Source organism: Mesorhizobium caraganae (assembly GCF_016836705.1).
Lineage (GTDB): Bacteria > Pseudomonadota > Alphaproteobacteria > Rhizobiales > Rhizobiaceae > Mesorhizobium > Mesorhizobium caraganae.
In genome coordinates this window covers 12688-39496 of sequence record NZ_JAFCGY010000043.1, presented here as the reverse complement: position 1 = coordinate 39496, position 26809 = coordinate 12688, and the positions used below count along the sequence as shown (strand labels likewise).

Genomic DNA, 26809 nt, shown 5'->3' with positions numbered 1-26809 from the left:
AACATCTTGGCTGCCCATCCGCTCGACAAACCTATCGCCAGCAAGATGCGAAGGGCAAACTGGAGCAAAGACTTCTTCTATGACCTCTTTACTCATATGCGATAGCCCTGCCCTTGAGGGGGAGATGTCGCCGAAGGCGACAGAGGGGGTCGCCGCGCGTAGAGTGCTGACCTCCTCCTTCGCCGCAAGGACGCCGAGCCCGGTCGGACCGACCCCCTCTGGCCGCTTCGCGGCCATCTCCCCCTCAAGGGGGGAGATTACCGTCGCGCTTAAGCCACCTGCGGCTCCGGGTCGAACGCAGGCCGGCTCGTGTTGATCAGCAGCGAAATACACGCCGCGGCAATCGCGGTCATGCCGGCGATCAGGAAGGCCAGTTCGTAATTGCCCTGCAGCTCGCGCATGGTGCCGCCAAAGGCAGCGGCAGCGGCGGCGCCCACCTGGTGGCCGGCGACGATCCAGCCGAACACGATCGGGCCGCTGCGGTCGCCGAAGGCTTCGTTGGCGAGCCTGAGCGTCGGCGGCACGGTGGCGATCCAGTCGAGACCGTAGAGCACGGCAAAGATGATCAGGCTGGTCGCCGAGAAGCCGGAATAGGGCAGGTAAATCAGCGACAGGCCGCGAATGCCATAGTAGACACCGAGCAGCTTGCGCGGGTCGAAACGGTCGGTGAGCCAACCCGACAGCGTCGTGCCGATCAGATCGAAAATGCCCATCATCGACAAAAGGCCGGCCGCCTGCACCTCGCCGATGCCCATGTCGCCGCAAAAGGAGATCAGATGGGTGCCGACCAGCCCGTTGGTGGTGAATCCGCAGACGAAGAAGGTGGCGAACAGATACCAGAATACCCTGGTTCCCGCGGCACGGCGCAGCGTGTTGAGCGTATGCGCCAGGAAATTGCCTTGCGAGGCCGGCGACACCGGCGGCACGTCATCGGCCTCGGCGCCATAGCGCACCATGCCGATCGAAGCCGGGCGTTCCGGCACCAGCAGCCAGACCAGCGGCAGAAGACAGGCGGTGGCAACAGAGACGGCAATGGCGACCGGCTGCCAGCCGCCCGACTGGGCGAGCGAGGCGAGCAGCGGCAGGAACACCAGCAGGCCGGTGGCGCTGGAGGCCGACATCAGCCCCATGACGAGGCCGCGATTGGTCTTGAACCAGCGATTGACGATGGTGGCGCCGAGCACGGTGGCGACAGCGCCCGAACCGATGCCGGAAAACACACCCCAGGTGAGGAACAGGTGCCAGGGCTCGGTCATCAGCAGGCTGAGCGCGGTCGAGCCCGACATGATCACCAGCGAGGCAAGCAGCGTACGGCGCAGTCCGATCCGCTCCATCAGCGCGGCGGCGAACGGCCCTGTCAGACCGTAGAGGAAGATACCGATGGCAGCGGCAACCGAAACGGTATCGCGCCCCCAGCCGAAGCTTTTGTCCAGCGGCAGCATCATCACGGAGGGAGCCGAACGCAGACCGGCCGCGATCAGCAGGCAGAGGAAGATGACGCCGACCACGACGAAAGCGTAGCGCTGGCCAAAGGGACGGGATTGAGCTATCATGTTACTGACCGGTACGTTGCAGGGTGGAGGTATGTATACGTACCGATCGGTAACATTGTCAATCGAGCCACATGATGCCAACGGACAAAAAAATTGAACTGACCATCAATGACGGTCATGCAGCGGCGCCGCCCAAAGCTGCCAAGAAGATCCTCGACGTCGCCTACGACCTGTTCTACCGGCGCGGCATCAGGGCGATCGGCGTCGACGAAATCGTCAAGCGCGCCGGCGTCACCAAGCCCAGCCTCTACCGCAGCTTTCCCTCCAAGGACGAGCTCGCCGCTTCGTATCTCAGGCAATATGACCGTGAATATTGGGAGCGTTTCGACGAAGCCGTGGCCGCCCATCCCGGCAACCCGCGCGCGCAGATCAGCGCCTTCCTGACCCGCGTCGGCAAGCGTACGCAAAGACCGGACTATCGCGGCTGCGGCATGACCAACGCGGCGGTGGAATACCCGGAACACGGCCATCCGGCTCGCGTCGTCAGCGAGGCCAACAAGCAGGAGCTGCGCCACCGCTTGCGCGAAATGGCGGCAGCGATGGGCGCGCAAGACCCTGACACGCTGGGCGACGGCCTGCTGCTCATGATCGAGGGCGCCTACATCAGCGGCCAGTTGTTCGGCCTCGGCGGACCCGCGGCATCGGTAGCCCGCAACGCCGACCTGCTGATTGAGGCGAGCTTGAAGAAATAACATTTTCGAGCGTTGGCGCCGCCCCTCACCTGCCTGCCGGCATCCTCTCCCCGTAAACGGGGCGAGGGGCGCTCCCATCACCGATTTCGCCAATCACCAACGTTGCAAGAGTATCGCCGGGCGGCCAGCCTCTTTCTCCCCGTTCACGGGGAGAAATGCCCGGCAGGGCAATGAGGGGCGGCGCCAACCCCCTGATAGCGCACGCTAGGCCTGTCGAAAATTTGACGATAGGCTGGAACGAACTCCACGGGAGACGTCCACATGCGCACCCTGCTGCTTGTCCCCTTTGCCCTTGCCGGCCTCTGCCAGGCAGCCGATGCCGATGGCATATCCAGCGCCTACACCGACCTCGATTCGCAAAAGGACTGCGTCATCTATGCGCAGGCGGACGAAGGCGACGGCGACTGGGCTGAACTCGCCTGCGCCGGCTATCGCGGCTATCCCGTGCTGATCGCCTATGACGATGCGCGGGAATCGCTGTTCTACGGTTTTCCACCCGGCGGCGACATGACCTCGGTCTGGGAGAGCTTTTCCGGATTCAATTCGTCCGGCGCCAAGGTCGAATGGCGCATCGAGAGCAAGGGCGACGTCGCCGTTCCTTTCGCCGTCATCCACCGCCGTTCGATCAGCAATCCCGAAGACGAGAACAAGCCGACCGAAGTGCTGCTCGTCGCCAAGGTCGGCCAGATGGAAGCCCGCGATGGCTGCACCATCGGCCTTGTGCTCGCCACCGGCAACCCGCAAGCCAACGACCAGGCGCGCAAACTGGCCGACGAAAAGGCCAAGAGTTTCGCCTGCGGCAAGGACAAGCACACCGTCATTGGCGATGTGCCGGCGTTTGGCAAGGTGGATAACTAAGGGCCGTTCGCGTTGGAACGCCCCTTATGCAGTGTCGTCGGTTCGTGCTGCCCCTCATTGTCCTGCCGGACGTTCGTCATTCGAAAAGCCAAGCAGTTGGCTTTTCGTCCGCTTCGCGGACCATTCCTCAACTCCCTGTATAGTGACGGGGAGAAAGACGCTGTCATCGCAGCTTTCGCCAATTACACGTTGCAGAATGAGAAGCCGAGGGCCGGGCTACTCCCTTCTCCCCGTCACTACACGGGGAGAAGGTGCCGGCAGGCGGATGAGGGGCGGCGCCGTGCTTAGCGGCCGCTCGCACCCCCAGCGTCGCCGCCTACTTCGCCGCCTTCGCCCGCGCGATCGCGTCGATAATCATCTTCTTGGCGTATTTGGAATCGTGCCAGCCTTCGATCTTGACCCATTTACCGGGTTCGAGATCCTTGTAGTGCTCGAAGAAGTGCTGCACCTGGTCACGGGTGATCTCGGGCAGCTGCGTGTATTCGGTGACGTTTTCGTAGCGCAGCGTCAGCTTGGGCGACGGCACGGCGATGATCTTCTCGTCCTGGCCGGCATTGTCTTCCATGATCAAGACGCCGATTGGCCGCACATTGATGACACAGCCCGGCACCAGCGCGCGTGTGTTGCAGACCAGAACGTCGATCGGATCGCCATCACCCGACAGCGTATGCGGCACGAAACCGTAATTGCCGGGGTAGCGCATCGAGGTGTGCAGAAAGCGGTCTACGAACAGCGTGCCGGCCTCCTTGTCCATCTCGTATTTGATCGGCTCGCCGCCGATCGGCACCTCGATGATGACGTTGACGTCGTCAGGCGGATTCTTTCCGCTGGCAATGGCTTCAATGCGCATGGCTCAAATCCCTCTCTCGATTTCCAAGATCGATAGCGGGCGAAGCGCAAGGGCGCAATGCGGCGATTGGTACGGAGCGCTCATGGAAGTGCACAGTTTGTGAATGGGCTGTAACCGAGGCGGCGCTCGTTATTCCCAGACGAAGGCGACCTTTTTCAGCGCCCTCTGCTCGAAAATCTCGACGCCTTCGGCGACATCGCGGCCGCCGGCGCCGGCATAGAAGGCCAGCGCGTTCTGGTTGTCTTCCAGCGCCCACACCACCGTGCCTTTCAGCCCGTGGTCGGCAAGCCGTGCCCGCGCCGCCTTGAACAGCCGGCTGCCGAGCCCGATGCCCTGATATTCCGGACGCAAATAAAGCTCGTAGATCTCGCCCTGCTGCTTCAGCTCGCGGGCGCGGTTCTTGCCGATCGTGGCATAGCCGGCAATGGTGCCGCCGATCTCAACCACCAGCACGGTGGCAGCGCGGCGGATAGCGTTCGCCCACCAGTCGGCGCCGCGGCGGTTGATCATCGAGGTCAGCGAGCGATGCGGGATGATGCCGGAATAGGCGCCCTCCCAGGCCTGCTGATGCACGTCGGCGATGGCACCGGCGTCGCGCGGTTCGGCTTTCCGGATGTCGATGCTTAGGGTCTTCATGATTTGTTAACCATAAACCCGCGTCGACCGATTGCAAGAGTCGAGGTCTGCCAGCCAACCGCTTTCTCACAGCCGATCCCGACACTTGCTGACATCGGGCAAAGCCTGCTCGAAAACGCCCTCGGCCGGGCGGCCAGGCGTCCGGCTCAGGTGCGTTTGTTGGCTTTTCATATCTCTACGAGATGATCGTCGAGCTCGTTGGCATCGCCCGACGTAACCGGGAAATGCTCGGCCAGCACCGCGCCGACCTGCTCGATCGCCTTGACGAAGCCGTCGGCGAGGCGGTCGTCGCCGGCATGCTGCGTGAGGTCGCGGATAACACCGTCCCAGACATGCTGGCCGACCTTGCTGTTGATGCCCGAGTCGGCGACCACTTCGGCATAGCGCTCGGCGATCGACACGAAGACCAGCACGCCGGTGCGCGCCGTGGTGCGGTGGACGTTACGGGCGAGGAATTGCCTGAGCGCATTGTCATGCGCCGCCTGATAACGCTGCCGGCGCGGGACCAGATGGATGCGCAAAGCCGGCAGCGCCCACAACAAAATGAGCACCGACGCCATCGCCAGCAGTTGGACAATGACGAAATGCGGCAGCCTGATCGACAGCCACCACGCTTCCAGTCCATAGCCGACGGCGAGGCTGACGATCAGCATGCCGGATGTCGCCATGAAGGCGGCCGGAAAGAAATAGCCGTCGCTGGCATGCGCGACGACGCAGTAGATCTCGCCGTCGGTTTTCGATTCGGCGGCACGGATCGCGGTGGCGATGCGCTCATGGTCCTGCGGGCTGATCGGTCGTGTTGCCATGTCTCTCACCAGCTCCCTGAAGACCCGCCACCGCCGGACGAACCGCCGCCACCTGAAAACCCACCGCCGCTGCTTGAGCCCGACGACCAGCTGCTGCCCGAACTTCCTGACGACCATCCACTGCCCGAGGACCAGCCCGACGACGAACTCGTTGTCCAGCTGCTTGAACCCGAAGACGATCCCCTCGGTCCCTGGCCATAGCGAAAAGTCATGCCCAGCCATTTATACACGCCCGGCGACAGCTTGGTGCCGAAGATCGGCGGCAGAAAGGCCATCGCCAGGCCGCCGAAGAACATCGTCGCCCACAGGATCAGGAAGATCGCGACGATGGGATCGATGGGCGTGCTGTTGTCGGCCGGATTGCGCTTGCCGCGCGCTTCCAGCTCTTCGGGATTGCCTTCCAGCACCATCACCATGTCGTCGACGGCTTTGGAAATACCGCCGGAGAAATCGCCGGCACGAAAAGCCGGCACCATATCGTTTTCGATGATCAGTTTTGTGTGCAGATCGGTCAGCGTGCCTTCCAGCCCATAACCGACCTCGATGCGCATCTTGTGGTCGTTCGGCGCCACCAGTAAAAGCACGCCATTGTTCTCGCCGGCCTGGCCGAGCTTCCAGAAGCGGAACAGCCGGTTGGCGTAGGGCTCGATCTCCTCTCCGTCGAGACTGTTGATCGTTGCCACGACGATCTGGTCGGAGCCTTTGGTCTCGAAGTCGGCCAGTTTCCGGGTCAGCGCCGCCTCGGTCGCGGGGTCGATGATGTCGGCATCGTCGACGACGCGACCGGTGAGCGCGGGCAACTCCGCCGCCATGGCGGCAAAGCCGAAGATCAACACCGCCAGGGCAAACAACGCACCGGCGGTGAAACGCCTGGAGGGGCTGATGATGGGCATCATCATATCGACACCGCCTCCAACGCTTCCGGATTGCCCTCAAGCGCCATGACTGTCCTCGAGCACCTTGATGATGTCGTCGACGGCCTTGGAAAGGCCACCGGAGAAATCGCCGGCGCGGAAGGCCGGCACCATGTCGTTTTCAATGATCCGTGTGGCGTGCGAATTGGTCAGCGCGCCCTCCAGCCCATAGCCGACCTCGATGCGCATCTTGCGGTCGTTCCTGGCCACCAGCAGAAGCACGCCATTGTTCTTGCCCGCCTGGCCGAGCTGCCAGAAGTTGAACAGCCGGTTGGCGTAAGGTTCGATCTCCTCGCCGTCGAGGCTGGGAACCGTGGCGACGACGATCTGGTCGGAGCCTTTGGTCTCGAACTCGGTCAGCTTCTGCGTCAGCGCCGCCTCGGTCGCGGCATCGATGATGTCGGCATTGTCGACGACACGACCGGTGAGTGCGGGCAACTCCGCCGCCAGCGCTGCGAAGCCGACGAGCAACACCGCCAGGCCCAGCAAGGCAGCGCCGGTCATTGCGACGCGACGGCCATGCCAGGAACTGATGATGGGTGTGGTCATCTCGTCACCAGCTTCCCGAGGAGCCGCCGCCGCCGGACGAACCGCCACCGCCTGAAAAGCCGCCACCACCGCTTGAACCCGACGACCAGCCGCCGCCGCCCGAAGACCAGCCGCCGCTAGATGACCGCTTGTGCGGCTCGAAAGTCATGCCCAGCCAGCGGTAGCGGCCGGAGCCAAGTTTCTTGCCGAAGATCGGCGGCAGGATGGAGGCCGCCATGCTGCCGAAGAAAATGATTGCCCAGATGCTGATGAAGACGGTGAAGAACAGATTGTCCATGTCGATGGGCGGTTGCTCATTGCGCTTTCCGCGCGCTTCCAGCTCTTCCGGATTGCCTTCCAGCACCATCACCATGTCGTCGACGGCTTTGGAAATCCCGCCGGAGAAATCGCCGGCGCGAAACGCCGGCACCATGTCGTTTTCGATGATCAGCCTGGTGTGCAGGTCGGTCAGCGTGCCTTCCAGCCCATAGCCGACCTCGATGCGCATCTTGCGGTCGTTCGGCGCAACCAGCAGTAGCACGCCGTTGTTTTCCTTCGCCTGGCCGAGCTTCCAGAACCGGAACAGCCGGTTGGCATAGGGTTCGATCTCCTCGCCGTCGAGGCTGGGGATCGTGGCGACGACGATCTGGTCGGAGCCTTTTGTCTCGAAGTCGGCGAGTTTTTGGGTGAGTGCCGTCTCGGTCGCCGCATCGATGATGCCGGCATTGTCGACGACACGGCCGGTCAGCGCGGGGAGATCGGCGGCGAAGGCTGTGAGGGGGAGGAAAAACAGGGCAAGCAAGACGCCGACGAAGGCGCTCCGGCACACCCCCCTCTGTCCTGCCGGCCATCTCCCCCGCAAGAGGGGAGATTGGCTGTCATCACCGGCAGCTACCTTTCTGCAACGCCGAAAATTGGCGAAAGCGACAAAGCTGCCGATCTCCCTCCTTGCGGGGGGTGAGGAGCGGTCCGCGCAGCGGACGGAAAGCCAATTGCTTGGCTTTCCGAGCGACGAACGTCCGGAGCGGCAGCGAAGGGCCGGGTCCGGCAGGACAGAGGGGGGTGTGAAGGAACGCAAGGCTGGCAAGGACCAGGCTCACCCAGGCGTCATCACCCGCCCTGCTTCGTGCCGAAATCGACCTTCGGCGGCTGCATCTTGTCTTCTTCGACGGTGAAGTTGGCGAACGGCTCGTTGCTGCGGAACCAAAAGGTTGCCCACAGCACCGAGGGGAAGGTCCTCAGTGTCAGATTGTAGTCCTTGACCGCCAGGATGTAGTCGCGCCGCGCCACTGCAATGCGGTTCTCTGTGCCTTCGAGCTGCGCCTGCAGCGCCAGGAAATTCTGATTGGCCTTGAGATCGGGATAGGCCTCCGAGACCGCGATGAGCCGTGACAGTGCGCTGGTCAGCCCTGCCTGGGCATCCTGGAACTTCTTGAGGGCTTCGGGATCCTTCAGCGTTTCCGGCGTCACCGTGATCTGCGTCGCCTTGGCGCGCGCTTCGACCACCGCGTCGAGCGTGTCCTTTTCATGCGCCGCATAGCCCTTGACCGTCTCGACCAGGTTCGGGATCAGGTCGGAGCGGCGCTGGTACTGGTTCAGCACCTCGCTCCAGGCTGCCTTGGCGTTTTCCTCCGCCGTCGGGATGGTGTTGTAGCCGCAGCCGGCAAGCAGCGGCAGCACAATGGCCATCATCAGCACGGCCGGCAGGTTGCGGAAGGGGAAGGCAAGGCTCTGGGCAAACATAATGTGGTCCCTCGACAGAAAGTTGCATGGGAAGCATTAGCACAATCCGCGTTCAAGAAAATGTCTGCGGCTGGCGCGCACGTATGCGCTCGCGAGGCCCTGTGATTGACCGCGCGAACACGGTAAGGTCGCCGGCAAACAGGACAGGATCATGGCGCAACGCCAAGACGATGACAGCGAATCGCGCCGCATTATCGAGCGCGTGGCAAACGAGAGCGGCCCGGGCGGGACGTCCTTCATCGCGCGTGCCGCGAAAGGCGCGCGCGATCACGTCACCGCTGCCGAGGCCGACCGCTCCGATCCGATAGAGGTCTGGGGCACCCGCATTGGCCGAACGCTTGGACTCATCGTCGCCCTCGGCCTTTTGATCTGGCTGGTGTATTTCGTCTCCCGTGGCAGCTAGAGCATGATCCCGAAAAGTGGGAACCGGTTTTCGGAAAAGATCATGCTTCAAAAAAGAGATAGATCGGGATGACGATTCGATGAAACGTCATCCCGATCTAGGAATTCCATGAACAGCGAAAAAGCCGACGCGCCGCGCGCGGTCATCGTCATTTCCAGCCATGTCGCCCGCGGCTCGGTCGGCAACCGCGCCGCAGTGTTTGCGCTGGAAACGCTGGGCTTCCCGGTGTGGGCGGTGCCGACGGTCATCCTGCCCTGGCATCCCGGCCATGGGCGGGCCACGCGCATCGTGCCGCCGCTCGACCAGTTCAAGGCGCTGATGGCCGATCTCGAGCGCGCGCCCTGGCTGGGCGAGGTCGGCGCCGTGCTGTCGGGCTATCTCGGCGAGGCCGGCCAGGCCGAGGCCGTCGCTTCGCTGGTTGCTGCGGTCAAGGCGAAGACGCCAGACGCGGTCTATATATGTGACCCGGTGATGGGCGATTCCGGCGGGCTCTACGTACCCGAGCCGACGGCCGCCGCCATGCGCGACCGGCTGATGCCGATCGCGGATATCGCCACCCCCAACCGCTTCGAGCTGGAGTGGATGGCCGGCGCGCCCTTGCCAGATCTGAAATCGGTCATTGCAGCCGCCCTTCATGCCGGACCACGCACCATGCTGGTGACGTCGGCGCCGTCGATGATGACCGGCGGCACCGGCAATCTGCTGCTCGACGGCAGCCAGGCGCTGCTGGCCGAACACCGCCTCATCGACAAGCCGCCGAATGGGCTGGGTGACCTCACGGCTGCCGTCTACCTCGCCCGCATCCTGTCGGGACAGCCGCCGATCAAGGCGCTGCAGTCGACCACGGCGGCGGTCTACGAGATCCTGGCACGCACAGCCAAGCGCGGCGGCGACGAACTGCAGCTCGAAACCGATGCGCAAAGCCTGTCGCACCCAATGGCGATGGTGCAACTGCGCCATCTCACACACCCAGGGCGGGACCGCCGGGCGTGACATCCGGTGTGCTCGTCGGCGTCGACGGCTGCAAGGCCGGCTGGATCGCCGTCCGCCGCGATCGGGGGGCTTCGCCGTCGATCTCCGTCTTTGCCAGCTTCGCAGAACTGCTCGACGCCTTGCCGACCGATGCGATCGTGGCTGTCGACATGCCGATCGGCCTGCCTGACTTCTCGCAAAGAGGCGGGCGCGGACCGGAAGCACTGGTGCGGTCGCTGCTCGGGCAGCGCCAGTCCAGCGTCTTCTCTATCCCTTCCCGCGCTGCCCTTTACGCCGACATCAGCGACTTCACCACGGTTGAGGCCTGTTATGAAGCGCATCGCCGCGCCAGCGACGTGGCCAAGACGACCTCCGATCCGCCGCGCGGCGTCTCGATCCAGGCTTTCGGCATCTTTGCCAAGATCCGCGAGATCGACGCGCTGCTGATTGCGCGCCCCGAGCTGCGCACCCGCGTCTACGAATCGCATCCGGAAGTCGCCTTCTGCCGGCTGAACAGTGAAAAGGCGATGACGCTGCCGAAGAAGGTCAAGGGCGCCGTCAACCCGGCCGGCATGGAAGAGCGCAAGGCGCTGCTGTGCCGACACGGTTATGTCAGAGCCTTTCTCGATCAGAAGCCGCCGACAGGGGCTGCCGCCGACGATTTCCTCGACGCGGCAGTGATGATGCTGATTGCCGGACGCCTCGCCTGCGGCGAAGCAAGACCGTTTCCCGACCCACCACTTGCCGACCGTTTCGGCATTCCCGTCGCCATTTGGGCGTAAGGCAGGCCGCGACCCATGCGTGCCGCATGGCGATTTGCGACGGAGCCATCCGCAATTCGGCATTGCCCGCGACGGGCATTTGCCGTTAGAGGCTTTCTCAACTGAAAACGAGCTGCCGTCTCCAACCCGGAAAGGCTCCGTCCTCCGCCCATGCCCCACCTCCCCGAACACCTTCTCAACGGCTATCGCAACTTCATGAACGGCCGCTATCTCACCGAGAGCGGACGCTATCGTGAGCTCGCCCGCGAGGGGCAGTCGCCCGAAACCATGATTGTTGCCTGCTGCGATTCCCGCGCCGCCCCCGAAGCGATATTCGACGCCGGCCCTGGCGAACTCTTCGTGTTGCGCAATGTCGGCAATCTGGTGCCGCCATACGCGCCGGATGGTGAGTTCCACTCGACCTCGGCCGCGCTCGAATTCGCCGTGCAGAGCCTCAAGGTGAAGAACATCGTGGTGATGGGCCATGGCCGCTGCGGCGGCATCCGCGCCGCGCTCGATCCCAATTCGGCGCCGCTGTCGCCCGGCGACTTCATCGGCAAATGGATGAGCCTGATCGCGCCGGCGGCCGAGACCGTGTCGTCCAGCACCTTCATGACGGCGACCGAACGGCAGACGGCGCTGGAGCGCATTTCCATCCGCTATTCGATTGCCAATCTGAGGACTTTCCCTTGCGTTTCGATCCTTGAAGGCAAGGGACGGCTGGCGCTGCACGGCGCCTGGTTCGACATTTCGACAGGCGAACTTTGGGTGATGAACAAGGACACCGGCGACTTCGAGCGGCCGGATTTGACGTAGGAGGCGAGAAATGCGGGATTGGCGTGCGGTCCCTTTCGTCGTGGCAGTACTGACGCTGACGCTCGCCCCTGCCCGCGCCGATGAGGCCGCCATCATCGACCGTTGGTATTCGGCGCTGCTGGTCGCCGACCGCACCGAATTGTCGGACCTGCTCGCCGACGATGTCCGCATAAAGCTCGACGATCTCGGCGTCGTGCAGTCGAAGCAGGAATTCATCGCCTCGATCAACGAATGGAAGGGTGCGGTGGCCGGCGCCGCAATCCGCCATCGCATCGAAAAGAGCGAGGCCGGCGTCACCACGGTCATCGCCTGCTACGATTTTCCCAACAATGACATGCTGATGCAGGAGACGTTTGCCGTCACCGGCAACCGCATCACCGCCAGTTCGCAAGCGGCGATCGCGGAAAATTGCGACGGCTTCTGACGCCAGCTTGAACGGCCTCGCTGTTGCGCCGCGCCAGGCATCGCCCTACATCGGTCAGCAAGCCCCGCCAATCATCGAAAGATCCCCCATGCCGTCCACGAAAACCGTCGACCTCGCCGCCCATCCGCTGACCAAATGGCAAGGGCCGCTCGGCCTGCCGGATTTCGCCAACATCGGCGACGGCGATTTCTCCGCAGTGTTCGACGCAGCGCTGAAGGCGCATGAGGCCGAGATCGATGCTATTGCCGGCAACAAGGATGCACCGACCATCGACAACACGCTGGCAGCACTTGAACTTGCCGGCGAGCCGCTCGACCATGTGTCGTCGATCTTCTGGTGCCGGGCCGGCGCCCACACCAACGATCAAATCCAGGCGCTGGAGCGCGAGATCTCGCCAAAAATGTCGAGGCATTTCTCGGCGATCTCGATGAACGAGAAGCTGTTTGCCCGCATCGACGATCTCTACCAGCGCCGCGAAGCGCTCAAACTCGACGCCGAGACGCTACGCGTGCTGGAAAAGACCTGGAAAGGCTTTGTCCGCTCCGGCGCCAAGCTCGACGCCGACGGCAAGAAGCGGCTGGCCAACATCAGCGAGGAACTGTCCTCGCTCGGCACCAATTTCGGCCAGAACGTGCTGGCCGACGAGCGCGACTGGGCGCTGTTCCTCGACGAGGCCGATCTCGCCGGCCTGCCGGACTTCGTGAAGAGCTCGATGGCCGAGGCGGCCGAGACGCGCGGCCAAAAGGGCCGCTATGCCGTCACTCTGTCGCGCTCGATCTATGAGCCGTTCACCACCTTCTCCGAGCGCCGCGACCTGCGCGAGACCGCCTTCCGCGCCTTCACCATGCGCGGCCAGAATGGTGGCGCCAGCGACAACACGTCAGTGGTGCGCGACATGCTGAAATTGCGCGCCGAAAAGGCAAAGCTGCTCGGCTATAGCTCCTTCGCCGCGCTGAAGCTCGACGACACCATGGCCAAGACGCCGAAAGCCGTGCACGATTTGCTAGACCCGGTGTGGGAGAAGGCGCTGGAGAAGGCGGCCGCCGACCAGAAGGAACTGGAACGGCTGGCGACCGAAGCCGGCAGCAACGAAAAATTCGCCGCCTGGGACTGGCGCTTCTACCAGGAGAAGTTGCGCACGGAGAAATTCGCCTTCGACGAGGCGGAACTGAAGCCCTATCTGCAGCTCGACCGCGTCATCGACGCCTGCTTCGACGTTGCGACCAAACTGTTCGGCATCACCTTCGAGGAGAAGAAGGGCATTGCCGCCTGGCATCCCGACGCGCGCACCTTCGTGGTGAAGAATGCTGACGGCAGCGAACGCGGCCTGTTCCTGGCCGATTATTTCGCCCGGTCCTCGAAGCGTTCCGGCGCCTGGATGAGCGCGCTCAAGTCCGGCTATAAGCTTGGCGATGGCTCCAAGCCGGTCATCTACAACATCATGAACTTCGCCAAGCCGCCTGCAGGTGAAACAGCCCTGCTGTCGGTCGATGAGGCGAAAACCCTGTTCCACGAATTCGGCCATGCGCTGCACGGCATGCTGACCGACGTCACATGGCCGTCGGTGGCGGGCACGTCGGTCAGCCGCGATTTCGTCGAACTGCCCTCGCAGCTCTACGAGCATTGGCTGACGGTGCCGGCGGTGCTGGAAAAACATGCGCTGCACGTGAAAACCGGCAACCCGATGCCGAAAGCGCTGCTCGACAAAATGCTGGCCGCCCGCACCTTCGGCGCCGGCTTCGCCACGGTCGAGTTCACGGCGTCGGCGCTGATCGACATGGCTTATCACGCACGCTCGGATGCACCGGACCAGCCGCTTCAATTCGAAGCCAAAACGCTGGAGAAGCTACACATGCCCGACACCATCGCCATGCGTCACCGCACCCCGCATTTCGGCCACGTCTTCTCCGGCGACGGTTATTCAGCCGGCTACTATTCCTACATGTGGTCGGAAGTGCTCGACGCCGACGCCTTCGCCGCCTTCGAGGAAACCGGTGACCCCTTCAACCCGGCGCTGGCCGAACGGCTGCGCAAGAACATCTACGCTGCCGGTGGGTCGAAGGACCCGGAGGAGCTGTACACCGCGTTCCGTGGCAAGATGCCGTCGCCTGAGGCGATGATGGTGAAGCGGGGACTGGTGTAGGGCTGCATACTCTCCCCCCTCGAGGGGGAGATGGCCGCAAAGCGGCCAGAGGGGGGCGGTCCGACCGGGCTCGACCTCCAGCGGCAGATGGAGGCTAGCGCTTCACGCGCAAGGACCCCCTCTGTCGCCTTCGGCGACATCTCCCCCTCAAGGTGGGAGATTACACCGCCCAAGGATCCTTGACCCTCGGCCACACCGGCCGCGTCAGCTTCTTGTAATCCGTCACCGCCGGATTGCTCGGATACGAACTCGGTGCCGACAGATAAATAATCTCCGCCGCGATCGGTTCGAAGCCGGCGTAGAAATGGTTGGTCGACTTGATCAGCAAAATGTTTTTGCGCATCGGATCGACGCCGATGTTGGAGAAAATATCCGGCTCGAAGGTTTGCGTGCGGTTGGTGTTGAGGATGATGTCGATTTCGGTGCCTTCGATGCGCACCACTGCCGTCGGCCCGAGCGTCACCCGGCTCGGCCCGAAGCTTTGCCATCCCTCTGGAACCGCCTTCAGCACCCGCACCTTCGCATCGATCGGTTCGCCGGCCAGCGGCCCGGCCTTGCCGCCGAAGCGCAGGTCGATGACGGCGCCTTCGCCGGCAGCCTGGCAGAAGGTGACGGCGATCGGGTCCCAGATCGTTGCCACGCCAATATTGTCGACGCTCCGTTCCAGCATGGCGCGCAGCACGACGGTGCCGTCGCCGGCGACGCCGCCGCCGGGATTGTCCCATATGTCCGCGATGACCACCGGTCTGTCCGGGTTTTCCTTGCGCACAGCCAGCGCCCGCGCAATGCCGTCCTCGGTGTTCAGCATCGTCATCGCGGTCTTCTCGCGCATGGCATAGAGTTCACGCCCCAAGCGCTCCGCCAGCGCATCGCCCTTGACCTTGTCATTGTCGGTGACGACCAGGATGCGGGTGCCCATTTCCGGCACATCGGCCGCCATGAAGCCGTGGATGACCGAGACCGACAGCACGCCATCCTTGCCATGCAGCGCCTTGATACGGTCGACGAAGGAACGCATCGGCTCGCGGCTGGTGGGCAGAACCTGGATCATGCGGCAGTCGAAAGTCGAGATAACAGGCTTGATCTCGCCGCGCGCCGCCGCCAACCCAAGCTCGACGACATGCTCGCCGCGCTCGTAGAAATCGGTGTGCGGGAATTCGAGGAAGTAGGCCATGATGTTTGACGCCGCGACGCGCTTCGGCGTCAGATGGCTGTGCGGATCGAGCTCCACCGCGATCACCACATCCGGCCCGACCATCGCGCGCACGCGCTCGAGCAGATCGCCTTCGCAATCGTCATAGCCTTGCGCCACCATGGCGCCATGCAGGCCAAGAATGACGGCGTCGACCGGCAGCGCTGCCTTCAACTGGCCGAGAATCTCGTCGCGCAGCGCCTCATAGGTCTGCCGCTGCACCAAGCCGCCCGGCTCGGCCCAGGTGGCGGTGCCTTCGATGACGGTCAGCCCATCCTTGGCTGCACGCCGGCGCAGCGCAACCATGGGCGATGAGCACAGTGTCGGCGTGTCCGGATGCTTGCCCGGTCCGGCATAGAAGGCCATCTCGAATGAGGCCCGGTCGGTCGGCACCGGCGAGAAGGTGTTGGTTTCCGTCGCCAGCGAGGCGGTGAAGATGCGCATGAAAACTCCGTGCGGCAGCTATTTTACGGCCCCGAGCGCCAGCCCCCGGACGAGATAGCGCTGCAGCCAGATGAACAGGATCGCCACCGGCAGCGTCGCCAGCAGCGTTGCCGCCATCACATGGTGCCATTCGATCGTGTAGCGGCCGGCGACCAGCGAGAACACCTGGATCGGCAGCGTGTAGCTTTCCTGGCTGCGCAGCATGGTGAGTGCAACGACGAACTCGTTCCAGGCATTGATGAAGGTGAAGATGGCGGTTACCGCGATCGCCGGTAGGCAGAGCGGCAGGAACACTTTTCGCAGTGTCAGCCAGCGGCCGGCGCCTTCCATCCAGGCGGCTTCCTCGAGATCGCGCGGAATGGTGTCGAAATAGCTCTGCAGCATCCACACGGTGAAGGCGACGTTGAAGGCCATATAGATGACACCGAGCGCGGTCGTTGATTCGATCAGCCCCCAGGCTGCCATCAGCCGGAACAGGCCGAGCACCAGCACGATCGGCGAGATCATCTGCGAGATCAGCAGGAACTGGCGGAAGGCGCCGTAGCCGGCAAAGCGAAACCGCGACATGGCGTAGGCGGCGGGCACCGAGATCAGGATGGCGCCTACGGTCGCAATGACAGAGACATAGAGCGAATTGGCCAGCGCCTGGCCGAAGCCGGTCGCCACCCACATGTCGGCAAAATTCGACCAGTGGAACTCGCTCGGCCACCAGGTCGGCGACAGCACTTCCGCTCGCGGCTTGACCGCGGTCAGGAACATCACGGCAAACGGAAAGATCGTCACCACCAGCAGCGGCGAAAGCAGCAGCCAGGCGATGATCGTGCGCTTCAGCTTGGGCGTCATGTGCGTTGCTCCCGCATGGCGAGGCGGACATAGATCATGGTGAAGATCAGCAAGATGGCGAACATCAGCAGCGACACCGCCGACGCTTCCCCCAGCTTGCCGATGCGGAAGGCCAGTTTGTAGAGATGGGTGACCAATATGTCGGTCGAGTTGGCCGGCCCGCCCTGCGTCATCACCCAGATGATCGGGAACGAGTTGAAGACGTAGATGGTGTTGAGCACGATGGCGATGTTGATGAACGGTTTCAGCAGCGGAAAAGTAATCTCGCGGAATTGCTGCAGCGGCGTCGCCCCCTCCAGTGCCGCCGCCTCGTAGAGATCGTCCGGGATCGACGACAGGCCGCCGAGGAAGATCGTCGTCGTGAACGGCACCGTCACCAATATGCCGATCAGCACCTGCATCGGAAATGCCGTCTCGGCGCGCGCCAGCCACTGGATGTTCTCATGGATCAAGCCGAGCCCGATCATCGCCGAATTCAGCATGCCGCTTTCACCGTTGAGCGCCCAGCGCCAGACCACCGCCGTCATCGTCAGCGACACAGCCCAGGGCAGCATGATGATGACGCGGGCAATGCCGCGGCCGTAGAAATCGGTGTTGAGGATCATCGCCACCGGCACCGACAGAAGCAGCGCGCCGCCGACCACCAGCACGGTCCACAGGCCGGTGCGCCAAAGCGCCGCCAGGAAATCAGGATCGGCGAGGAAGGCGGCGTAATTGGCGAAATTGTTGAATTCGCGCAGCTGGCCGAAGCGGCTGACATCATGCGTCGAGATCTGGATCAGGTCCCAGACCGGCCAGAAGATGACGACCGCGGCCAGCAACAGGCTGGGCAAGGTCAGCATATAGGGCAGGAAGCGATTTTGCATCGGGTGGCTTTGTACCGGGTTGGACTTCAGTGGCGCTGGCGTGCCCAGCTCGGATCAGTCTTGCATGTTCGTCCAGGCCTAGAGCAGCGCTTCAAGATTTGAATTCCCTGCGGGCGTTTGCGCTGTCCCTCACCTGCCTGCCGGCATCCTCTCCCCGTATAGTGACGGGGAGAGGGGCGGTCTCATTGATGATTTCGCCAATCTCCAGCGTTGCAAGTGTAGCGTTGAGGTGCGTCAGCCCTTTCTCCCCGTCACTATACGGGGAGAAATGCCCGGCAGGGCAATGAGGGGCGGCGCTGACATCGACGATCTGTCCTTCGTCCGAAGGCTGGAAAATTTGGCGCGCCCCGATCGCTAGGGGCGCGCCGGGCGCAGGGAGATACGCCCTATTTCTTCAGCACCGCGTTGGCCTTATCAGCCGCTTCCTTCAGGCCTGCCTCGGGGTCGCCGCCAAGATAGATTTTCTGCATGGCATCCGAGGTGATCTGGGCGACTTCTTCCCAGCCCGGGATGACGGGCGCGAAACGGGCGTCGGGCAGAAGTGCGGTGAAGGCGGCCAGATCGGCATTGTTGACGTAATAGTCCATCTTGGCCTCTTCCTTGTTCACCGGCAGGAAGCCTTCCCCTTGCGTGAACTTGGCGCGCTGTTCGGTGGTGAACAGGAAATCCAGCAGCTTCCAGGCCTCGTCCTTGTTCTTGGAATTCTTGAACATGATGATGGAATCGGTGACGCCGTACGTGCCGCGCGCGCCGGTCGGACCGGCCGGAATGGCAGCCACGCCATATTTCAGGTTCGGCGCCTCGTCCTTGATCTGGTTGGACAGGAAGGGTGCGGTGATCATCATGCCGACCTTGCCCTGCTTGAACAGGTTCTGCACGTCCTCGCGATTGTTGGAGGTGACGCCCGGTTCCGTCAGCCCCTCGTCGATCATCGACTTGTAGAGCTTGGCGGCTTCGAGCGCGCCGGGTGTGCCGAGGCCGGACGTGCCGTCCTTGTTGAGGATCTCGGTGCCTTGCGACCACATCGCATAGTAGTAGTAGACGTCGGTCTCGATCTCCTTGCCCTGCAGGCCGAAACCGAAGGTGCCGGAGCCCAGCGCCTTGATCTTGCGCGCGTCTTCCTGCAGTTCGGTCCAGGTTTCCGGCGGGTTGGCGATGCCGGCCTTCTCGAACAATTCCTTGTTGTAGTACATCGCCCGCGCCGAAGCGGCGATCGGAAGGCCATAGGTCTTGCCGTCCATGATCGAGGGCGACAGGAAGGTGTCGATGAAGCGGTCCTTGAAATCAGGCTTGATGTAGCCGTCGAGCGGCTCGGCGACATCCTGCTGGACGAAATCGATCAGCCAGCGCGTGCCGATGATCGACAGATCAGCATTGGTACCGGCGGTGATGTCGGTGGTCAGTTTCTGCAGCAGCACGTCCCACGGCACCACTTCGAACTTGACGGTGATGCCCGGGTTGGCGGCTTCGAATTCCTTTTTCACCGCTTCGAAATACGGCCCGGTCTTGGCGCTGTATTCGGCGACGGTGACGCGCACTTCGCCGGCATCTGCCTGCGCCGTCAGCGCCAGCATGCTCATTCCGGCCATCAGGCCTATGGTCCATTTCGCAAGGGTCATATGATCTCTCCCATTTGGTGCGCGCCTGCGCTCTTGCGGCTTTCAGACGGCACAAGATTTATGTGACTTTCCTACATTATCCATCATTTCGCGCTGCGCAAGCGGATTATCCTGTTGCTTAATTACATTTCTTAAAATAGCGTTTTGCGACTATCGTAGACCCCAGGGAGACGCGCAGGGTGGTTTCGAACGCCGAATTTGCAGGCAAGACTGTGCTGGTAACAGGCGCCGGCGGCGGCCTCGGCTCGGCCATCGTGGCGCTGCTGGCCGAGCGCGGCGCGCGCGTCGTCGGCTGTGACCAGTCGCAAGACCAGCTTGGCAGTGCGCATCTGGCCTCGCGCCATGTCTTCGACCTCCTCGACGGGGCCTCCATCGAGGCGGCGATATCGGCGGTCCTTGAGAAAGACGGCGTCCCCGACATCCTGATCAACAATGCCGGCTGGACCCGCGCCGAGACGCTTGCGGCATTGACTCCCGACAAGATCGAGCATGAACTCGACCTCAATCTGACCGGGGTGATGCTGTTCGCCGATCCGCTAATCAAGGCGATGGCCGCGCGTGGTTCGGGCAACGTAGTTTTCATTTCCTCGGTCAATGCGATTTCCCATTTCGGCAACCCCGCCTATGCCGCGGCCAAGGCCGGCATCAACGCCTATGCGAAATCGGTCGCGGTGGAGCTCGGCCGCAGCGGCCTGCGCGCCAATGTCGTGTGCCCCGGTTCGATCCGCACCGCCGCCTGGGACCATCGCCTGGCCAAGAACCCGGACATTCTGGGCAAGCTGCAGCGGCTCTATCCGCTGGGCCGCATCGTCGACGCCACGGAAGTGGCCGAAGCGGTGGCTTTCCTTGCCTCGGAACGAGCATCGGGCATAACCGGCGCGGTTGTGCCGGTGGACGCCGGACTGACCGCCGGCTTCTTGCCCTTCATCGACGATATATTGGGAGCCTGACCATGACCGATGTCGAGTTCCGCAACCTGTCGAAATCCTTCGGACGGCACAAGATCCTCGAAAACATCAGCCTCGACATCAACAGCGGAGAGTTCGTCGTGCTGGTCGGCCCGTCCGGCTGCGGCAAGTCGACCTTGCTGCGCATGCTGGCTGGGCTGGAGCCGATCACCTCGGGCGACCTGCTGATCGGCGGCGTGCGCGCCAACGACTTGCCGCCGCAGCAGCGCAATATTGCGATGGTGTTCCAGTCCTATGCGCTGTTCCCGCACCTGAAGGCGGCAGACAACATCGGCTTCGGTCCAAAGATTCGCGGCGAGGCGCGCCCTGCCATCGATGAGAAGGTCAAGAAGGCGTCGGGCATCCTCAACCTGTTCTCCTATCTCGACCGCTACCCCCGGGAGCTGTCCGGCGGCCAGCGCCAGCGCGTCGCCATGGGCCGCGCCATCGTGCGCGAACCCTCGGTGTTCCTGTTCGACGAGCCGCTCAGCAATCTCGACGCTCAGCTGCGCGTGCAGATGCGCACCGAGATCAAGGCGCTGCACCAGCGGCTGAAATCAACCATCGTCTATGTCACCCACGACCAGATCGAGGCCATGACCATGGCCGATCGCATCGTGGTGATGGACCGCGGCAAGATCCAGCAGGTCGGCGCGCCGCTGGAGCTTTATGACCGGCCCGCCAACAAATTCGTCGCTTCCTTCATCGGCTCGCCGTCGATGAGCTTCGTGTCCGGGGCGCTTAAGACCACGCCCGAGAAGACCTGGTTCGAGTCGGCCGGCGGTGGGCGGCTGGCACTCGGCGGCAAGACGGTGCCGGCAGGCAGCACGGTCGAGGCCGGCATAAGGCCCGAGCACTTCGTCATCGGCGAGGCCGCCGACGCGATGGCGATCAAGGTCGATGTGGTCGAGCCGACCGGCTCGGAAACCCATGTCTACGGCGCCATCGGTGCCGACACCGTGCGCGCCGTGTTCCGCGACCGGATACAGGTCAAGCCGGGTGAAATGCTGCCGGTCTCGGTCGCACCGGGCAACATCCATCTGTTCGACACGGCGACAGGCCTGCCGCTATGAAAGCGCCGGTATGAAAACGGAAATCCAGGGATGAAGACGACAACCCAGAAATGAAAACGCCGGCCGACATCATCACCCGCCTGCAGCTGATGTTGCAGGATGGTACCAAATCGGACCGCCGGCTGGCTGGCCTCGTGCTGACCGATCTCGATTTCGCCTCCAAGGCTGCGATCTCCGAGATCGCCGCGCGTGTCGGCGTCAGCGAGCCGACGGTCACTCGCTTCTGCCGCAATCTCGGCTGCGAGGGCTTGCGCGACTTTAAATTCTATCTGGCGCAGGCCATCGCCATTGGCGGCCAGTATCTGTCGCCCGAGCCGCTCAGCCGCGATGCGCGCGAGCAGCGCATCGCCTCAGCCATCACCGAAGCGGCAATTGCCGCCATCCAGCGTGCCAGCGAAAATCTCGACATGAAGACGCTGGTGGGCGTCGCCGCGCGCATCGTCAATTCAGGCAATGTGCTGTGCATCGGCTCCGGCGGCATTTCCTCGATGATGGCGACCGAGATGCAGAACCGGCTATTTCGGTTGGGCGTGCCGGTGCTGGCGCAGATCGACGGGCAATTGCAGCGCATGTATGCCGCGGTCGCCACATCAGAGACGACGCTGATCGCCTTCTCGGTGTCCGGCTATGCACGCTCGGTCATCGATGCGGTCCAGGTTGCCCAGCAATATGGCGCCACCACCATCGCCATCACCCCGCCGGACTCAGCACTCGCCAAAGCCGCTGATACGGTCATCCAGTTCCAATCGCTGGAAGACGGCAACATCTACAAGCCGACCTCGTCGCGCTATGCATTGCTGTCGATCGTCGACATGATTGTCACTTCGGTCGCCGAGACGCGCGGACCCAGGGTTCTCGAAAACCTGCGCCGCATCAAGCAGAGCGTGAACACGCTGAAGGTCGATGATCCCAAATTGCCGCTGGGGGATTGAGAGCGACGCGGAAGCCGCCAATCTCCCCCCTCGTGGGGGTTGAGGAGCGGTCCGCATAGCGGACGCAAAGCCAATTGCCTGGCTCTTGCGAGCGACGAAAGCCGGCAGAGGGGGGCGCTGTCCCGCCGACAGATCAAGGGTGTACATGCCGCAACGCTGGATCTTCGATCAGCCGCTGAGCGTTTCAACGCGCAGCGCCAGCACAGCCGGATCACCCGCGACACGCAGTGTCTTCAGCCGTGAAGTACCTCCACCGACAACCGACACGGTCGATGCAGGCACACCGAGCGCCTTGCCAATCAGCCGCTCCAGCGCGGCGTTGGCCGCACCATTCTCCGGCACGGCGCGCACGCGCGCCTTCAAATAGCTTCGCCCGTCCGCCGATATTTCGACGCCTTCAAGCCTGTCCGCGGAAGACTTCGGCGTCAGCCGGACGAATAGGTCGATGCCATTCTCGCGGGTACGAAAAGGCGCGCTCAAGCGATCTTCGGCCTCACAGGACCAGCGGCGCTATCGTGGTGAGAATGAGCTGCCTGAGGAAGAACAGGAGCAAAAGCAGGATGATCGGCGAGATGTCGACGCCGCCAAGGTCGGGCATGAACCGACGGATCGGCCGCAGCGCCGGCTCGGTCAGCCGGTAGAGCATGTTGCCGATGCTGCCGACGAACTGATTGCGCGAGTTGACGACGTTGAAGGCATAAAGCCAGGAAAAGATCGCTGAGGCGATGATGACCCACCAGTAGAGGTCGAGCGCCATGACGATTGTTTGAATGAGGGCGAGCATGCCGGTCTCCAATTGTTGCCGACATGTAGCCATTGCGCACGAAACCGGCAAGGGCCGCCTTCCCCGCCTCGCCAGCAGACGAGGCCGCCCGCGCGCCATTTCGGCAAAACCCCGCCTTGACAGGAAACCGCAGCCTTCGATAAATGCGCCATCCGCTGGACGGGGCTGTAGCTCAGCTGGGAGAGCGCGTCGTTCGCAATGACGAGGTCAGGAGTTCGATCCTCCTCAGCTCCACCAGCGGATCGCCAAACTGTATTTTTCCGAGCAAAAACAGTGACTTGACAAGATGTAGGCTGGTCCTGCGTACCCAACGGCGTACCCACGTGCGTACCCAACCTCGCCAGCGCTCAGTCTTGTGAGATGTACCGCACAAACCAGCAGGGCTGTTCATGACTGAGATTTACGACAACGCGGTCACGTCGATTGTGCTGGGTATCGAGGACTTTCGAGAAGGGTCCGACGCGCGGATGATCAGCGCCGCGCGCAACTACTATGCTGGCCTCCTCCTGCTAGCGAAGGAGTGTCTGGTCCGAGCGGCTCCCGATGCCGATCCGATGGATGTCATTGGCGCAAAGTTCGAGCCCGTGCCTGATGGAGACGGGGGAGTTGGTCACGAGGTGGTCGGCCATACCACCGTTGATTTCGCACAGCTCAAAAGGCGCTTCAAAGCATTCGCCCTCTCTTGGCCGGAAGCCGACGTTGAAAAGCTGCAGCGGTTTCGCAACGAGGTTGAGCATTATCATTTGAGAGCGCCTGAAGGCGCCCTAAGGGAGGCGATTGCATCCTCGTTCCCGATGATAATCGACTTCTTCGAAACCCTGGGTGAAGACCCGCAAGAGACATTGTCGAGTGTATGGGACACGATACTTGAGGAGACTGCAGCCTTCGAGAAGGTGAAGAAGAGTTGCGTGGACAGCCTAGTGCGCGTCGATTGGCCAGGGGAAGTTCGCGACCTGGACAGGATGTCTTGCAGGGCCTGTAGTTCGTCGCTCATTGGGCAAGCTGATCGTGAAAACACTGCTCCCGGAGGGGTGCGCGGAAAGTGTTTTCAGTGCGGTGAGGAGTTCGGGAGGGATACAATTATCGAAATGGTGGTTGAAGCAAGCTACGAGATCGACAGCTACGCTGCCACTAAGGATGGACAAAGCTCCGCAATAGCGACGTGCCCGGAGTGTGGCGTACACGCATATGTGCAGTCTGGTGAAGTCGACGTCTGTTTCAACTGCCAGGAAACCGTAGGGGGGGATTGCTCGAGGTGTGGGACGAATATCGACATCAACGAATACAACTCAGACTATCCGAATCTTTGCGGATACTGCGCTCACGTGTTCGAGAAAGTCATGCAGGAATGACCTAGGCTGGCTTTGCATCAGCCGTCCTCGAACACCTTTTAACGCCAACATCTATGCAAAATGCACATGTATGAGTGCATGGGTCAGTAGTCGCCGAATTCCTCTTCCGCCTCAAGTACCTTGCGGAAATCTGAGAGAGCATCGGCCCACGCGTTCGTTTCAAGAAGCCTCATGGGTAGCCTCTCGTCCAGCATCTGCAGCGCCCTGGCGAAGCCCTCGGGGTCCTTGTGGGGCCGATCCTTGAGCGCTCTGGCAATGCTTTTTGCGTAGCCCTTCGCACGTTTCTCCGTGGCAGCATCCTGATCGATTTCGAGTTTCTGCTCGCCCCGGGCTTCAAGCTGTGCTTCGGCCCATGCCATGCCCGCCATCTTCTCAGCGGACTTGCCCAGATCGATCAACGCTCGTCTGATGCTACGCATGTTCGCAACGGAGCGTTCGCCGACGCCGCATTCAGCAGCGATCTTGCTTTTCGAGTAATCGGTATAGGCGGTGAGCCTCCACGCCGTGTTCATCTTGTCGCGAAGGCTCATTGCCAGCTTGTCCTTCGAGTTCAAGGAGACCGACTGAGCCAAGGCTTCCTCTACGGTGCCCGTGAAGGCACGCACGGGGATACCCTTCTTAACCTTGGCCCTCTCGTAAGCGAGCCGCCGGTGATGGCCGTCGAGAATGTACCAGCGGTCACCTCCCCACCAGACTGTGATCGCATCCAGGTACTGCGGCTTCTCGGGCTTGCCGATTGCCTTCTTGAGAGTGTCCACGTGCGCCTCGTGATCTCCCTCTCGGAAGCTCAAGTCTCGTGGTTGAAAGACGCACTCCAAGGTACGCAGTTCCTCAAGATCGAGAACGTCAGGATCGCCCTGTGGGCCCTCGGGATGTTCTGCGAAGACTTGGCGGATAGCCTCAAGTGCCTCAGCAGTATCCATGTCTTCGATGTCGTCGCCGTCGAAACGCAATGCCAGTTCCTCTTTGGTGGTATCAAGCGGCCTTTTCTGAACCGCCCTCCCGCAGGGCAATCTTCACGGCATTCAGCAACGTGATCTGACCGCCACCGATGGATGAAGTGACCGGCTGATCCCACAAGGGAACCCCAAGGTGCAAGGCCTTCTTTGCCGCCGCAACGGCGTCCTCGCCAAGCAGCCGTTGAACGGCGCCGGAGACCTTCTTTCGAACCTTCTGCGTGTGGGACGACCAGACCGTAGGATGCCTTGGGCCATTTGGCGTGTATAGGATCGTCGATGTGTCCTTCGTCATCACAGGCATCGTCCACTTGCGACTAGGGGTGCCCCTCTGGGTCGCCCAGCTTCCGACCTGTGTCTCAACGAACCTCTTGCGGAACTCTGGGAGGCCATCGAAGTTGAGCAGAGCCCAGCCTTCGACCGCAGCCGCGCGAATGAACCATTCCCGGAAGTCCCCGCCATTCTTCGCAACGGTAGCTTTGACGATCTCGGCACGGCCTCGTTGGGTGATCCTACGGTGCAGGTCCCCTGGCTGCACGGCCCAACTTTCCGGGCGGTTGAACTTCCGAGCCTGAAAGCGCAGTTCCTGCTCAATCTGGTCCTGCTGCATCGGCAGACAGTCGTGTTCGATCCATCGCTCGATGGCCCCGGAGAAGACCTGAAGTTCCCCAAGGCTCGGCACGGTGGCAATCGGGTCTCCAACGTCCCGCAGCCGATCCGCATGGGCTCGGCAGAAGCGGCTGAGACCTGCTCGCTGATGGGTGCAACCGTTGTGGCTACAGGGAAGGGCTTGGTTCCGGTGCTTCCGGAGGTTGGTGAGGCTTTTGCGATCAGTTCGATCCGTGGTCATCCACGTCGTGGGGTTTCCCCGTTGGTTACTCATTTCATTCTCTAGCTTGCTTAAGGCGCGTGGAAGTAACACTGGCTCCACACGGGTATAGGATTTACGAATGATAGCACATGCAGAGGTATTTGTATAGACAATATGAATCTGAAGAATGATTTATATAACAAGAGTCTTTGTATCAGATTCGAAGCGTGACAACATTGCTTCAGTCAGAGGGGCCCATCTGGCAAATCCGCGCACATGCCCCGAAGTAAACTCAGCTTGTTCAGCAGATACCTTGCCTTTCACCATCAGGCAGTCCTCGCGTCGGGCGAACGGGTCTCGAACTGCCTGGAGGCCGCGCATCGGCAACCTGATGATCACCGGGCTCCTCGCCAAGGTTCCTTTTTTGCCCTTAGCCCGACGGCTCGCTGTATCCGCCCAGTTTACCGCTCCGCGCCATGTAGGCTCGAAGAACACATACTGGCGCAGTACGTCTTGCGCCTCACCTTTCAGCCCCCAAACCCGAGAGGCGCCGGGAACCAGCCCCTCATCGAGGATACTCCGAAGTCGGCGGAAAACCGTGCCGTGATAGAAAAACCCATCGTCCCCAATGTAGTTCGCGATGGCCTGAGCGATGACTCCGGTTTCCCTATCATCCCTGAACCAAAAATCGGCTGGATGCCGCTTCATGTGCCTGCGAAACGTTGCTGCCGCTTGGACCAGCAGACTTCGAGCTTCGCTAGGCAGACCGTCGTTCTCTAGCACCTGTTCAATTCGTTTGAGATGCTCTGCACGATGGTTGCAATCCAGCGCAGGAACGCGGAGCGCATCGAGACACTCGATCAGAAGGTCACGCAAATCCACGCGCATCTC

Annotated in this window: 29 protein-coding genes, 1 tRNA gene and 1 pseudogene; 14 read left to right on the top strand and 17 right to left on the bottom strand. The window is 62.2% G+C overall.

All coding sequences use genetic code 11. The features are described from left to right. Positions 1-269: 269 nt before the first annotated feature. Complete coding sequence (locus tag JQK88_RS32750) at positions 270-1553, bottom strand: MFS transporter (RefSeq protein ID WP_192254922.1); 1284 nt, start codon at positions 1551-1553, stop codon at positions 270-272. Positions 1554-1627: 74 nt separating this feature from the next. On the opposite strand from JQK88_RS32750, the gene JQK88_RS32745 reads away from it, so the two are divergent. Both JQK88_RS32745 and JQK88_RS32740 read left to right on the top strand, forming a co-directional pair. Next, entirely contained in the window at positions 1628-2245 is a 618-nt protein-coding gene (locus tag JQK88_RS32745; RefSeq protein ID WP_203280710.1) for a TetR/AcrR family transcriptional regulator, read from the top strand. Between the two features lie 261 nt (positions 2246-2506). After that, positions 2507-3103: a hypothetical protein gene (locus tag JQK88_RS32740; RefSeq protein WP_203280709.1), complete on the top strand. Its 597-nt coding sequence runs from the start codon at positions 2507-2509 to the stop codon at positions 3101-3103. A gap of 316 nt (positions 3104-3419) precedes the next feature. Here the strand turns inward: JQK88_RS32740 and ppa are convergent, their stop codons facing one another. The 7 genes and pseudogenes from ppa to JQK88_RS32705 all read right to left on the bottom strand — a co-directional run bounded on the left by ppa (position 3420) and on the right by JQK88_RS32705 (position 8580). After that, complete coding sequence (gene ppa / locus JQK88_RS32735) at positions 3420-3953, bottom strand: inorganic diphosphatase (RefSeq protein WP_192254916.1); 534 nt, start codon at positions 3951-3953, stop codon at positions 3420-3422. Positions 3954-4082: 129 nt separating this feature from the next. Further along, positions 4083-4589 carry a GNAT family N-acetyltransferase gene (locus tag JQK88_RS32730; RefSeq protein ID WP_203280708.1) on the bottom strand — a complete coding sequence of 169 codons (507 nt, stop codon included), beginning with the start codon at positions 4587-4589 and terminating at the stop codon, positions 4083-4085. Positions 4590-4756: 167 nt separating this feature from the next. After that, positions 4757-5395, bottom strand: a complete 639-nt coding sequence (locus JQK88_RS32725) for a TPM domain-containing protein (protein ID WP_192254912.1) — start codon at positions 5393-5395, stop codon at positions 4757-4759. 5 nt (positions 5396-5400) lie between these two features. Beyond that, on the bottom strand, positions 5401-6294 hold the full coding sequence (locus JQK88_RS32720; RefSeq protein WP_192254910.1) for a TPM domain-containing protein: 894 nt from the start codon (positions 6292-6294) through the stop codon (positions 5401-5403). 51 nt (positions 6295-6345) lie between these two features. After that, positions 6346-6813: pseudogene (locus tag JQK88_RS32715) on the bottom strand (TPM domain-containing protein); the annotation flags it as partial. A 49-nt stretch (positions 6814-6862) separates the two neighbouring features. Further along, positions 6863-7666 carry a TPM domain-containing protein gene (locus JQK88_RS32710; protein WP_312037378.1) on the bottom strand — a complete coding sequence of 268 codons (804 nt, stop codon included), beginning with the start codon at positions 7664-7666 and terminating at the stop codon, positions 6863-6865. A gap of 281 nt (positions 7667-7947) precedes the next feature. Beyond that, positions 7948-8580, bottom strand: coding sequence for a LemA family protein (locus tag JQK88_RS32705; protein WP_192254906.1), 633 nt, complete (start codon positions 8578-8580; stop codon positions 7948-7950). 151 nt (positions 8581-8731) lie between these two features. On the opposite strand from JQK88_RS32705, the gene JQK88_RS32700 reads away from it, so the two are divergent. The 6 genes from JQK88_RS32700 to JQK88_RS32675 all read left to right on the top strand — a co-directional run bounded on the left by JQK88_RS32700 (position 8732) and on the right by JQK88_RS32675 (position 14099). After that, entirely contained in the window at positions 8732-8983 is a 252-nt protein-coding gene (locus JQK88_RS32700) for a hypothetical protein (RefSeq protein WP_203280706.1), read from the top strand. Positions 8984-9091: 108 nt separating this feature from the next. Beyond that, complete coding sequence (gene pdxY / locus JQK88_RS32695; protein ID WP_203280705.1) at positions 9092-9976, top strand: pyridoxal kinase PdxY; 885 nt, start codon at positions 9092-9094, stop codon at positions 9974-9976. Beyond that, positions 9973-10737, top strand: coding sequence for a DUF429 domain-containing protein (locus JQK88_RS32690; RefSeq protein ID WP_203280704.1), 765 nt, complete (start codon positions 9973-9975; stop codon positions 10735-10737). Before pdxY ends, JQK88_RS32690 begins: the two co-directional genes overlap by 4 nt. A 150-nt stretch (positions 10738-10887) precedes the next feature. Next, entirely contained in the window at positions 10888-11532 is a 645-nt protein-coding gene (locus JQK88_RS32685) for a carbonic anhydrase (RefSeq protein ID WP_112561294.1), read from the top strand. 10 nt (positions 11533-11542) lie between these two features. Further along, on the top strand, positions 11543-11956 hold the full coding sequence (locus tag JQK88_RS32680; RefSeq protein ID WP_203280703.1) for a nuclear transport factor 2 family protein: 414 nt from the start codon (positions 11543-11545) through the stop codon (positions 11954-11956). 88 nt (positions 11957-12044) lie between these two features. Next, a complete protein-coding gene (locus tag JQK88_RS32675; protein WP_203280702.1) occupies positions 12045-14099 on the top strand; it encodes a M3 family metallopeptidase in 2055 nt (684 codons plus the stop codon). A gap of 160 nt (positions 14100-14259) precedes the next feature. Here JQK88_RS32675 and JQK88_RS32670 read toward each other — a convergent pair whose 3' ends face one another. From JQK88_RS32670 to JQK88_RS32655, 4 genes are all read right to left on the bottom strand, one after another. Next, positions 14260-15735, bottom strand: a complete 1476-nt coding sequence (locus JQK88_RS32670; protein WP_192254892.1) for a M81 family metallopeptidase — start codon at positions 15733-15735, stop codon at positions 14260-14262. An 18-nt stretch (positions 15736-15753) separates the two neighbouring features. Beyond that, positions 15754-16578: a carbohydrate ABC transporter permease gene (locus tag JQK88_RS32665; RefSeq protein ID WP_192254890.1), complete on the bottom strand. Its 825-nt coding sequence runs from the start codon at positions 16576-16578 to the stop codon at positions 15754-15756. Further along, a complete protein-coding gene (locus JQK88_RS32660) occupies positions 16575-17444 on the bottom strand; it encodes a carbohydrate ABC transporter permease (RefSeq protein ID WP_192254888.1) in 870 nt (289 codons plus the stop codon). The genes JQK88_RS32665 and JQK88_RS32660 overlap by 4 nt, the downstream gene beginning before the upstream one ends. 386 nt (positions 17445-17830) lie before the next feature. After that, complete coding sequence (locus JQK88_RS32655) at positions 17831-19063, bottom strand: ABC transporter substrate-binding protein (protein WP_203280701.1); 1233 nt, start codon at positions 19061-19063, stop codon at positions 17831-17833. A 179-nt stretch (positions 19064-19242) separates the two neighbouring features. Here JQK88_RS32655 and JQK88_RS32650 point away from each other — a divergent pair, with 179 nt between their 5' ends. Genes JQK88_RS32650 through JQK88_RS32640 form a run of 3 tightly spaced genes read left to right on the top strand, consistent with a single transcriptional unit; the run spans position 19243 to position 22015 of the window. Continuing rightward, positions 19243-20013 carry an SDR family oxidoreductase gene (locus tag JQK88_RS32650; protein WP_203280700.1) on the top strand — a complete coding sequence of 257 codons (771 nt, stop codon included), beginning with the start codon at positions 19243-19245 and terminating at the stop codon, positions 20011-20013. A 2-nt stretch (positions 20014-20015) separates the two neighbouring features. Then, positions 20016-21083, top strand: coding sequence for an ABC transporter ATP-binding protein (locus JQK88_RS32645; protein ID WP_203280699.1), 1068 nt, complete (start codon positions 20016-20018; stop codon positions 21081-21083). Between the two features lie 50 nt (positions 21084-21133). Next, positions 21134-22015, top strand: coding sequence for a MurR/RpiR family transcriptional regulator (locus tag JQK88_RS32640; protein WP_112561284.1), 882 nt, complete (start codon positions 21134-21136; stop codon positions 22013-22015). 168 nt (positions 22016-22183) lie between these two features. On the opposite strand, the gene JQK88_RS32635 is transcribed toward JQK88_RS32640, so the two are convergent. After that, positions 22184-22495 carry a DUF167 family protein gene (locus JQK88_RS32635; RefSeq protein WP_203280698.1) on the bottom strand — a complete coding sequence of 104 codons (312 nt, stop codon included), beginning with the start codon at positions 22493-22495 and terminating at the stop codon, positions 22184-22186. A 13-nt stretch (positions 22496-22508) separates the two neighbouring features. Then, positions 22509-22799: a YggT family protein gene (locus JQK88_RS32630; RefSeq protein ID WP_023668602.1), complete on the bottom strand. Its 291-nt coding sequence runs from the start codon at positions 22797-22799 to the stop codon at positions 22509-22511. Between the two features lie 161 nt (positions 22800-22960). On the opposite strand from JQK88_RS32630, the gene JQK88_RS32625 reads away from it, so the two are divergent. Beyond that, positions 22961-23036 (top strand) — tRNA-Ala (locus tag JQK88_RS32625). Between the two features lie 152 nt (positions 23037-23188). Then, positions 23189-24151, top strand: a complete 963-nt coding sequence (locus JQK88_RS32620) for a hypothetical protein (protein WP_203280697.1) — start codon at positions 23189-23191, stop codon at positions 24149-24151. An 83-nt stretch (positions 24152-24234) separates the two neighbouring features. Here JQK88_RS32620 and JQK88_RS32615 read toward each other — a convergent pair whose 3' ends face one another. Then, positions 24235-25104 (bottom strand): ParB/RepB/Spo0J family partition protein, encoded by an 870-nt coding sequence (locus tag JQK88_RS32615; RefSeq protein ID WP_203280696.1) that lies wholly within the window; start codon positions 25102-25104, stop codon positions 24235-24237. Between the two features lie 22 nt (positions 25105-25126). Beyond that, entirely contained in the window at positions 25127-25402 is a 276-nt protein-coding gene (locus JQK88_RS35845) for a hypothetical protein (protein ID WP_210388433.1), read from the bottom strand. 222 nt (positions 25403-25624) lie between these two features. Between JQK88_RS35845 and JQK88_RS32605 the strand changes: the two genes are divergently transcribed. After that, positions 25625-26002, top strand: a complete 378-nt coding sequence (locus tag JQK88_RS32605; RefSeq protein WP_210388432.1) for a hypothetical protein — start codon at positions 25625-25627, stop codon at positions 26000-26002. A 108-nt stretch (positions 26003-26110) separates the two neighbouring features. On the opposite strand, the gene JQK88_RS32600 is transcribed toward JQK88_RS32605, so the two are convergent. Beyond that, on the bottom strand, positions 26111-26800 hold the full coding sequence (locus JQK88_RS32600; protein ID WP_203280693.1) for a hypothetical protein: 690 nt from the start codon (positions 26798-26800) through the stop codon (positions 26111-26113). Positions 26801-26809 lie beyond the last annotated feature (9 nt).

Bases quoted from the DNA above. Each gene is read 5' to 3' on its own strand.
- JQK88_RS32750 (WP_192254922.1), bottom strand. From the start codon at position 1,553: ATGATAGCTCAATCCCGTCCCTTTGGCCAGCGCTACGCTTTCGTCGTG.
- JQK88_RS32745 (WP_203280710.1), top strand. From the start codon at position 1,628: ATGCCAACGGACAAAAAAATTGAACTGACCATCAATGACGGTCATGCA.
- JQK88_RS32740 (WP_203280709.1), top strand. From the start codon at position 2,507: ATGCGCACCCTGCTGCTTGTCCCCTTTGCCCTTGCCGGCCTCTGCCAG.
- ppa (WP_192254916.1), bottom strand. From the start codon at position 3,953: ATGCGCATTGAAGCCATTGCCAGCGGAAAGAATCCGCCTGACGACGTC.
- JQK88_RS32730 (WP_203280708.1), bottom strand. From the start codon at position 4,589: ATGAAGACCCTAAGCATCGACATCCGGAAAGCCGAACCGCGCGACGCC.
- JQK88_RS32725 (WP_192254912.1), bottom strand. From the start codon at position 5,395: ATGGCAACACGACCGATCAGCCCGCAGGACCATGAGCGCATCGCCACC.
- JQK88_RS32720 (WP_192254910.1), bottom strand. From the start codon at position 6,294: ATGATGATGCCCATCATCAGCCCCTCCAGGCGTTTCACCGCCGGTGCG.
- JQK88_RS32705 (WP_192254906.1), bottom strand. From the start codon at position 8,580: ATGTTTGCCCAGAGCCTTGCCTTCCCCTTCCGCAACCTGCCGGCCGTG.
- JQK88_RS32700 (WP_203280706.1), top strand. From the start codon at position 8,732: ATGGCGCAACGCCAAGACGATGACAGCGAATCGCGCCGCATTATCGAG.
- pdxY (WP_203280705.1), top strand. From the start codon at position 9,092: ATGAACAGCGAAAAAGCCGACGCGCCGCGCGCGGTCATCGTCATTTCC.
- JQK88_RS32685 (WP_112561294.1), top strand. From the start codon at position 10,888: ATGCCCCACCTCCCCGAACACCTTCTCAACGGCTATCGCAACTTCATG.
- JQK88_RS32680 (WP_203280703.1), top strand. From the start codon at position 11,543: ATGCGGGATTGGCGTGCGGTCCCTTTCGTCGTGGCAGTACTGACGCTG.
- JQK88_RS32675 (WP_203280702.1), top strand. From the start codon at position 12,045: ATGCCGTCCACGAAAACCGTCGACCTCGCCGCCCATCCGCTGACCAAA.
- JQK88_RS32670 (WP_192254892.1), bottom strand. From the start codon at position 15,735: ATGCGCATCTTCACCGCCTCGCTGGCGACGGAAACCAACACCTTCTCG.
- JQK88_RS32665 (WP_192254890.1), bottom strand. From the start codon at position 16,578: ATGACGCCCAAGCTGAAGCGCACGATCATCGCCTGGCTGCTGCTTTCG.
- JQK88_RS32660 (WP_192254888.1), bottom strand. From the start codon at position 17,444: ATGCAAAATCGCTTCCTGCCCTATATGCTGACCTTGCCCAGCCTGTTG.
- JQK88_RS32655 (WP_203280701.1), bottom strand. From the start codon at position 19,063: ATGACCCTTGCGAAATGGACCATAGGCCTGATGGCCGGAATGAGCATG.
- JQK88_RS32645 (WP_203280699.1), top strand. From the start codon at position 20,016: ATGACCGATGTCGAGTTCCGCAACCTGTCGAAATCCTTCGGACGGCAC.
- JQK88_RS32640 (WP_112561284.1), top strand. From the start codon at position 21,134: ATGAAAACGCCGGCCGACATCATCACCCGCCTGCAGCTGATGTTGCAG.
- JQK88_RS32630 (WP_023668602.1), bottom strand. From the start codon at position 22,799: ATGCTCGCCCTCATTCAAACAATCGTCATGGCGCTCGACCTCTACTGG.
- JQK88_RS32620 (WP_203280697.1), top strand. From the start codon at position 23,189: ATGACTGAGATTTACGACAACGCGGTCACGTCGATTGTGCTGGGTATC.
- JQK88_RS35845 (WP_210388433.1), bottom strand. From the start codon at position 25,402: ATGACGAAGGACACATCGACGATCCTATACACGCCAAATGGCCCAAGG.